This window comes from Curvibacter delicatus NBRC 14919 (assembly GCF_001592265.1).
In the GTDB taxonomy this organism is placed as follows: Bacteria; Pseudomonadota; Gammaproteobacteria; order Burkholderiales; family Burkholderiaceae_C; genus Hylemonella; species Hylemonella delicata.
Map to the genome: position 1 here is coordinate 75,439 of NZ_BCWP01000016.1, position 7,755 is coordinate 83,193.

The 7,755-nt window shown below is 65.8% G+C and carries 5 protein-coding genes; all 5 read left to right on the forward strand.

Features of this window, described 5'->3' with window-relative positions; translation table 11 throughout:
- Positions 1 to 253 precede the first annotated feature (253 nt).
- Positions 254 to 1,324: an HlyD family secretion protein gene (locus tag CDE01S_RS09545; RefSeq protein WP_157077095.1), complete on the forward strand. Its 1,071-nt coding sequence runs from the start codon at positions 254 to 256 to the stop codon at positions 1,322 to 1,324.
- Complete coding sequence (rbbA, locus tag CDE01S_RS09550) at positions 1,321 to 4,092, forward strand: ribosome-associated ATPase/putative transporter RbbA (protein WP_066706453.1); 2,772 nt, start codon at positions 1,321 to 1,323, stop codon at positions 4,090 to 4,092. Before CDE01S_RS09545 ends, rbbA begins: the two co-directional genes overlap by 4 nt.
- Before the next feature lie 88 nt (positions 4,093 to 4,180).
- Positions 4,181 to 5,317, forward strand: coding sequence for an ABC transporter permease (locus CDE01S_RS09555; RefSeq protein WP_066706458.1), 1,137 nt, complete (start codon positions 4,181 to 4,183; stop codon positions 5,315 to 5,317).
- Positions 5,318 to 5,479: 162 nt separating this feature from the next.
- Positions 5,480 to 6,742 (forward strand): nitronate monooxygenase, encoded by a 1,263-nt coding sequence (locus CDE01S_RS09560; protein WP_066706459.1) that lies wholly within the window; start codon positions 5,480 to 5,482, stop codon positions 6,740 to 6,742.
- Between the two features lie 169 nt (positions 6,743 to 6,911).
- The coding region (locus CDE01S_RS09565; protein WP_066706460.1) for an AI-2E family transporter at positions 6,912 to 7,755 on the forward strand (844 nt) is incomplete at its 3' end.

The following is a 7,755-nucleotide window of genomic DNA, read 5'->3' on the forward strand; positions in this document are numbered from 1 at the left end:
CGCCGCAACGAGAGCACTTTTCACTGCCAGCCCAAGTGCGCTGCGGCAGCGGCTGAGCGCGCCGCTGGACACCCTGACTTTGGCGCGCTACGAGGGCGCTGGCAGGGCGCAACAACACCATGCCATGGGCTACCATTGCCAGCAGACTGAGCGGCCGTGTTGCCTGACGGCCCGCCCGGATTCCCCACGGTGCCAACGCCGACAGACCCGCCAACCCATCCCGCCATCAAACGGTGGTGCAGACACGATGCAGATGAAAACGAATTGGAAAAGTGCCCTGGTTGCGGGGCTTGTCCTGGTTGCCGCGGCCGGCGGCGGCATCGGCTGGCAACTGTGGCACGACCAAGGCCTGGGGGATGGCTTCACCAGCGGCAATGGCCGCATCGAAGCCACCGAAATTGCCGTGGCCACCAAGCTGGCGGGGCGCGTGAAGGACATCCTGGTGGCGGAAGGCCAGTTCGTCAAAGCCGGCCAACCGTTGGCCCACATGGAGATCGAAAGCCTGCAGGCACAGCGCGAAGAGGCTCTGGCACGGCTGCAGCAGGCGCAGGAATCCGTCAGCGGCGCCGAACTCCAGGTGGCCTTGCGCCAGAGCGACCACCAGGCCGCGCTGGCGGTGGTGGCCCAGCGTGAGAGCGAACTCGACGCAGCGCAGCGCCGGCTGCCGCGCTCGGAAAAACTGGCGAAGGAAGGCTTCTTCTCCGGCCAGTTGCTGGACGACGACCGCGCCCGTGTGAACAGCCTGCAGGCCGCCTTGTCGGCGGCCCGCGCCCAGGCCAAGGCCGCCCAGGCCGGCATTGCCGCCGCCCGCACCCAGGTCACCGGGGCGCAGGCCAACGTCAAGGCGTTGGAAGCCACGCTGGAGCGCATCGATGTCGAGCTGGCCGACAGCGAACTCAAGGCCCCGCGCGACGGCCGTGTGCAGTTCCGCGTGGCCCAGCCGGGCGAAATCGTAGGCGCCGGCGGGCGCGTGCTCAACCTGATCGATCTGTCCGACGTCTACATGACCTTCTTCCTGCCTGAAACCGTGGCCGGCCGGGTGGCGCTGGGCAGCGAGGTCCGCATCGTGCTCGACGCCGCGCCCCAGTACGTGATTCCGGCCAAGGTGTCGTTTGTGGCCAGTGCTGCGCAGTTCACCCCCAAGACCGTCGAGACCGAAAGCGAACGGCAGAAGCTCATGTTCCGCGTGCGGGCACAGATCGACCGCGACTTGCTGCTCAAGCATCTGGAGCAGGTCAAGACCGGCCTGCCCGGCGTGGCCTGGCTCAAGATCGACCCCAATGCCCAGTGGCCGGCCCATCTGGCCGTCAAGGTTGAGAAGTGACCACGGCGAGCGAAGCGCCTCCGGTGGCCCGCCTGCAAGGCGTGTCACTGCACTACAAGAAAACTACCGCGCTGGAGAACATCACGCTGGACATTCCGGCGGGGCGCATGGTGGGGCTGATCGGCCCGGACGGCGTAGGCAAATCCAGCCTGATGGCCCTGGTGTCCGGCGCGCGTGCCATCCAGCAGGGGCGCATCGAGGTGCTGGGCGGCGACATGGCACGGCGGCGGCACCGGCAGGCGGTGTGCCCGCGCATTGCCTACATGCCGCAGGGCCTGGGCAAGAACCTCTACCCCACCCTGTCGGTGGAGGAAAACCTGCAGTTCTTCGCCCGCCTGTTCGGCCATGATGCCGATGAACGCCGGCGCCGCATCGACGCGCTGACACGCAGCACCGGCCTGCACCCCTTCCTGGCGCGCCCGGCCGGCAAGCTCTCGGGCGGCATGAAGCAGAAGCTCGGCCTGTGCTGCGCCCTCATCCACGACCCGGACCTGCTGATCCTGGACGAGCCGACCACCGGCGTCGACCCGCTGGCACGGGCGCAATTCTGGGAGCTGATTGCCCGCATCCGTGCCAACCGCCCCGGCATGAGCGTGCTGGTGGCCACGGCCTACATGGAAGAAGCCCAACGCTTCGACTGGCTGGTGGCCATGGACGACGGCCGGGTGCTGGCCACCGGCACGCCGGCTGAACTGCTCGATCGCACAGGCCACCATTCGCTCGAATCGGCCTTCATCGCCCTGCTGCCGGAAGAAAAACGGCGCACCCACCGAAAAGTCGTGATTGAACCGCTGGCACTGGACGAACAGGCCGACGTCGCCATTGAAGCGCAGGATCTGACGATGCGCTTCGGCGACTTCGTGGCGGTGGACCATGTGAGCTTTCGCATCCGGCGCGGCGAGATCTTCGGCTTCCTGGGCTCCAACGGCTGCGGCAAGACCACCACCATGAAGATGTTGACCGGCCTGCTGCCGGCCAGCGAGGGCCAGGCCCAGCTGTTCGGCAAGACGGTGGATCCACGCGACATGACCACACGCCGGCGTGTGGGCTACATGTCGCAATCGTTTTCGCTTTATGGCGAGTTGACCGTGCAGCAGAACCTGGCGCTGCATGCGCGCCTGTTCCACGTGCGACCGGCCGAACTGCCGGGCCGCGTGGCCGAGATGATCCAGCGCTTTGACCTGCAGGACGTGCAGGAGATGCTGCCGGCGCAACTGCCCTTGGGCATCCGCCAGCGCCTGTCGCTGGCCGTGGCCATGGTGCACCGGCCCGAGCTGCTGATCCTGGACGAGCCCACGTCGGGCGTGGACCCGATCGCGCGTGACAATTTCTGGCGACTGATGATCGAGCTGGCCCGCCGCGACAAGGTGACCATCTTCATCTCGACCCACTTCATGAACGAGGCCGAGCGCTGCGACCGCATCTCGCTGATGCACGCCGGCCGCGTGCTGGACAGCGATGCGCCGGCCAAGCTGATTGCCAAGCGCGGCACCCCCACACTGAACGACGCCTTCATCAGCTACCTGGAAGACGCCAGCGGCGACCCGCCGGCCGCCCAGGACGATCCTGCCCCTGATGAGGCCGATCGCCCTGTTGCCCCCGCGCAGGCAACAACCGCCAACGGTGGGCTGCTGGCCCGCCTGCGCCGCAGCCTGACGCGCATCCACAGCTTCCAGTGGCGCGAGGCGCTGGAGTTGCGGCGCGACCCGGTGCGCGGCGCCCTGGCCCTGCTGGGTTCGCTGCTGCTGATGTTCGTGGTCGGCTACGGCATCAGCATGGACGTGGAGGACCTGCGCTTTGCCGTGCTGGACCGCGACCAGACCACACTCAGCCGCGACTACACGGCCAACCTGGCGGGCTCCCGCTACTTCAGCGAACGGCCGCCACTGGCCGACTACGCTGAACTCGACCGGCGCATGCGCAACGGCGAGATCTCGCTGGCGCTGGAGATCCCGCCCGGCTTCGCGCGCGACGTGGAGCGCGGCAACACGGTGCAGATCGGCGCCTGGATCGACGGCGCCATGCCACAGCGCGCCGAAACCGTGCTCGGCTACGCCCAAGGCATGCACCAGCACTGGTATGTGCAGCAGGTGCACGCGCGCACCGGCCTCACGCCCAGTGGCCTGATCAATGTGGAGACGCGCTACCGCTACAACCCGGACGTGAAAAGCCTGCCGGCCATGGTGCCGGCCGTCATGCCCATGCTGCTGCTGATGCTGCCGTCCATGCTGACGGCGCTGGCAGTGGTGCGCGAGAAGGAGCTGGGCTCCATCATCAACTTCTACGTCACGCCCACCACGCGCACCGAGTTCCTGCTCGGCAAGCAGTTGCCTTACGTGGCGCTGGCCATGATCAACTTTGCCCTGATGTGCCTGGCTGCCGTCACGGTGTTTGATGTGCCCATGACCGGCAGCTTCGCCACCCTGACGCTGGCGGCCCTGCTGTTCAGCCTGTGCTCCACCGGCCTGGGCCTGCTGGCCTCCACCGTCACACGCAGTCAGATCGCCGCCATGTTCTTCACCATGGTCGGCACCATGATCCCGGCGGTGCAGTTCGCCGGTCTGATCAACCCTGTGTCCTCGCTGGAAGGCGGCGGCCGCATCATCGGCGAAATCTACCCGGCCAGCCACATGTTCACCATCAGTCGCGGCGTGTTCAGCAAAGCACTGGACTTTGCCGACCTGCAGGCCCAGTTCTGGCCGCTGCTGGCGGCGGCTCCGGTCATCCTTGGCCTGGCCATCGTGCTGTTGAAAAAACAAGAAAAATGATGCCCCCACGCTCCCGCACTGTATGTCGTTCGCAGCCCCCCGAGGGGGCTGCAACATCCCTTCGGGCAATCCGAGAGGAGGCCATGGCATGACTTCGTGGAAGCGCCATCTGGACAACATCTACCGCCTGGGCATCAAGGAGCTTTGGAGCCTGTGGCGCGATCCGATGATGCTGTTCTTGATCGTCTACACCTTCACGGTGGCGATCTACACCGCCGGCACCGTCACGCCCGAGACGCTGCACCGCGCCGCCATCGCCATCGTGGACGAGGACGATTCGGCCCTGTCAACGCGCATCACAACGGCCTTCTACCCGCCGCAGTTCATCCAGCCGGTGCGCATCGGCCTGGCCGAGGTCGATCCGGGCCTGGACGCCGGCCGCTACACCTTTGTGCTTGTCATTCCGCCCAATTTCCAACGCGACGTGCTGGCCGGCAAGGCGCCCGCGCTGCAGCTCAACGTGGATGCCACGCGCATGAGCCAGGCGTTTACCGGCAACGGCACCATCCAGCAGATCGTCATGGGCGAGGTGAGCGAATTCGTGCAGCGCTACCGCGGCACCGCCCCGCTGCCGGTGGAGCTGGTGCCGCGCATGCGCTTCAACCCGGGCCTGAACCCGACCTGGTTCAGCTCGCTGATGGAACTCGTGAGCCAGATCACCATGCTGTCCATCATCCTGACCGGGGCCGCCCTGATCCGCGAGCGCGAGCACGGCACAGTGGAGCATCTGCTGGTGATGCCGGTGACCCCGACCGAAATCATGCTGGCCAAGGTCTGGTCCATGGCGCTGGTGGTGCTGCTGGCCACCGCCCTGTCGCTGGCGCTGGTGGTGCAAGGCGTGCTGCAGGTGCCGATCGAGGGCTCGCTGACGCTCTTTTTCATCGGTACCGCCCTGCATCTGTTTGCCACCACGTCCATGGGCATCTTCATGGCCACCGTGGCGCGCAGCATGCCGCAGTTCGGCCTGCTGATGATCCTGACCCTGATGCCGCTGCAGCTGCTCTCCGGCGGCATGACACCGCGCGAAAGCATGCCGCTGTGGATCCAGTACCTGATGTCGCTGGCGCCCACCACCCATTTCACCGAACTGAGCCAGGCCATCCTCTACCGGGGCGCGGGGCTGTCGGTGGTGTGGACTTCACTGGTCTCGCTGCTGCTGATCGGCTCGGTGCTGTTTTCCCTGTCGCTGATGCGGTTTCGCAAAACCATTGCCCAGATGGCCTGAGATGACAAAACGCATGACAACCATGCCAAACGCAGTGTGCGCACAAACCACTGACATCGACATGCCCATTTGTCATGGTTTCGCAAGCCAGTCAGTCCATAATTACGGACTGGAAACCTGAATTCAGGGGCCAAGTTGGGGCCCTGCCTTTCGAAAGTGACTATGAAACGTCTGGATGACTTCCGCATGCACATGGGCCGCCAGGAGCTGGTGCCCATCATGATTGGCGGAATGGGCGTAGACATTTCCTCTGCCGACCTGGCGCTGGAAGCAGCGCGCCTGGGCGGCGTGGGACACATCTCCGATGCCATGATCAAGACGGTGACCGACCGTCGTTACAAGACCAAGTACGTCAAGGCCAAGCAGGCGCTCTACCAGTACAACGTCGCCTCGGCCGACAAGTCAGCCGTGAAGTTCGACCTGGGCGGCCTGGCCGAAGCCACCCGCATGCACGTGGAAAAAACCATGTCGCGCAAGCAGGGCAGCGGCCAGATCTTCATCAACTGCATGGAAAAGCTGACGATGAACGCGCCGAAGGAAACCCTGAGCGTTCGCCTGAACAGCGCACTAGACGCCGGCATCGACGGCATCACGCTGGCAGCCGGCCTGCACCTGGGCTCTTTCGCGCTGATGGAAAACCACCCGCGCTTCCGTGACGCCAAGCTCGGCATCATCGTGTCGTCGCTGCGTGCCCTGCAGCTGTTCCTGAAGAAAAACAGCCGCCTGAACCGCCTGCCCGACTACGTGGTGGTGGAAGGCCCGCTGGCCGGCGGCCACCTGGGCTTCGGCATGGACTGGGCGAAATACGACCTGGCCACCATCGTGGCCGAGATCCTGCAGTACCTGAAGCAGGAACAGCTTGACATCCCGGTCATCCCGGCCGGCGGCATCTTCACCGGCAGCGATGCCGTGCGTTTCATGGAAATGGGCGCGGCCGGCGTGCAGGTCGCCACCCGGTTCACCGTCACCAAGGAGTGCGGCCTGCCCGACGACATCAAGCAGGAGTATTTCAAGGCCAACGAAGACGACATCGAAGTCAACGAGATCTCGCCCACCGGTTACCCGATGCGCATGATCAAGTCCAGCCCCGGCATTGGCGACGGCATCCGCCCGAACTGCGAGGCCTACGGTTACCTGCTCGACGCCAACGGCAAGTGCGCCTACATCGAAGCCTACAACCGCGAGGTGGCAGCCCACCCCGGCGAGCGCAAGGTCAAGGTGTGGGACAAGACCTGCCTGTGCACCCACATGCGCAATTTCGACATCTGGACCTGCGGCCAGTTGACCTGGCGCCTGAAGGACACGACCTTGCGCCACGATGACGGCAACTACCAGCTGCTCAGTGCCGAACACGTCTTCAAGGACTACCAATTCAGCACCGACAACAAGGTGCAGCTGCCGGAGCTGGAAGCAGCCGTCGCCTGAGCAGGCGATCCTTTTTTTCCGTTGCAGGACAAGCATCAGGCCCGGCTCAGCCGGGCCTGATGCTTTTGGGGCGTCAAGGTCTGAACCACGGCGCGGCGCGGGTCCAGCGCCGCGTCCGGCACCGCGCTTGGCCCATAATCATCGGGTCTCACACTTCCCCTGCCACCTCATGGAAAGCCCCCGTTCCGACCGCGTTCTTGCCGTCCTCGCCTTGGCCTTGCTGGGAGCCGGTTGCATGCTGGTGCTGTGGCCTTTTCTCACCTCGCTCATCTGGGCCGCCATCCTGGCTTCCACCAGCTGGCCGGTTTTCCTGCGGCTCAACAGTTGGGTGGGCAACCGCCGCACCCTGACGGCCGGCCTGCTGACGGTGCTGGGCACGGTCGCGCTGCTGGGGCCGATCGTGGCCGTGGCCCTGGCTCAGGCCGACAACGTGGCCCAGCTGGCCCGTGCCGCCTCGGCGCTGGGCAAGGAAGGCCTGCCCGATGCGCCGGCCTGGCTGGCCAACCTGCCGCTGGTCGGGCCGACGCTGCACAGCTACTGGCAGCAGTTCGCCCACGATGGGCAACGGCTGATCAACGAAGTGGGCGGGCCCGCCCAGGCAGCGGCCTTGTCGGGCGGACGCGTGCTCGCCAGGGGCGTGGTGGACATGGCCTTGTCGGTGTTCTTGGTGTTCTTCTTTTTCCTGCACGGTGAAACACTCAATGTGCGCCTGCGCGTCGCGCTGGAACATCTGGCCGGCCCCCGGGCCAACTACCTGCTGGACATCGCCCGCGGCACGGTCAGCGGCGTGATCTATGGCGTGCTCGGCACGGCGCTGGCCCAGGGCGTGCTTGCCGCCATCGGCTTTGTCATTGCCGGCGTGCCGGGCGCCGTGCTGCTGGGGGCGGCCACCTTCTTCCTGTCGGTGGTGCCGGTCGGGCCGCCCCTGGTCTGGGGTGGTGCGGCCATCTGGCTGTTCCAGCAGGGCCAGCCAGGCTGGGCCGTGTTTGTGGCGGCCTGGGGCTTTTTCCTGG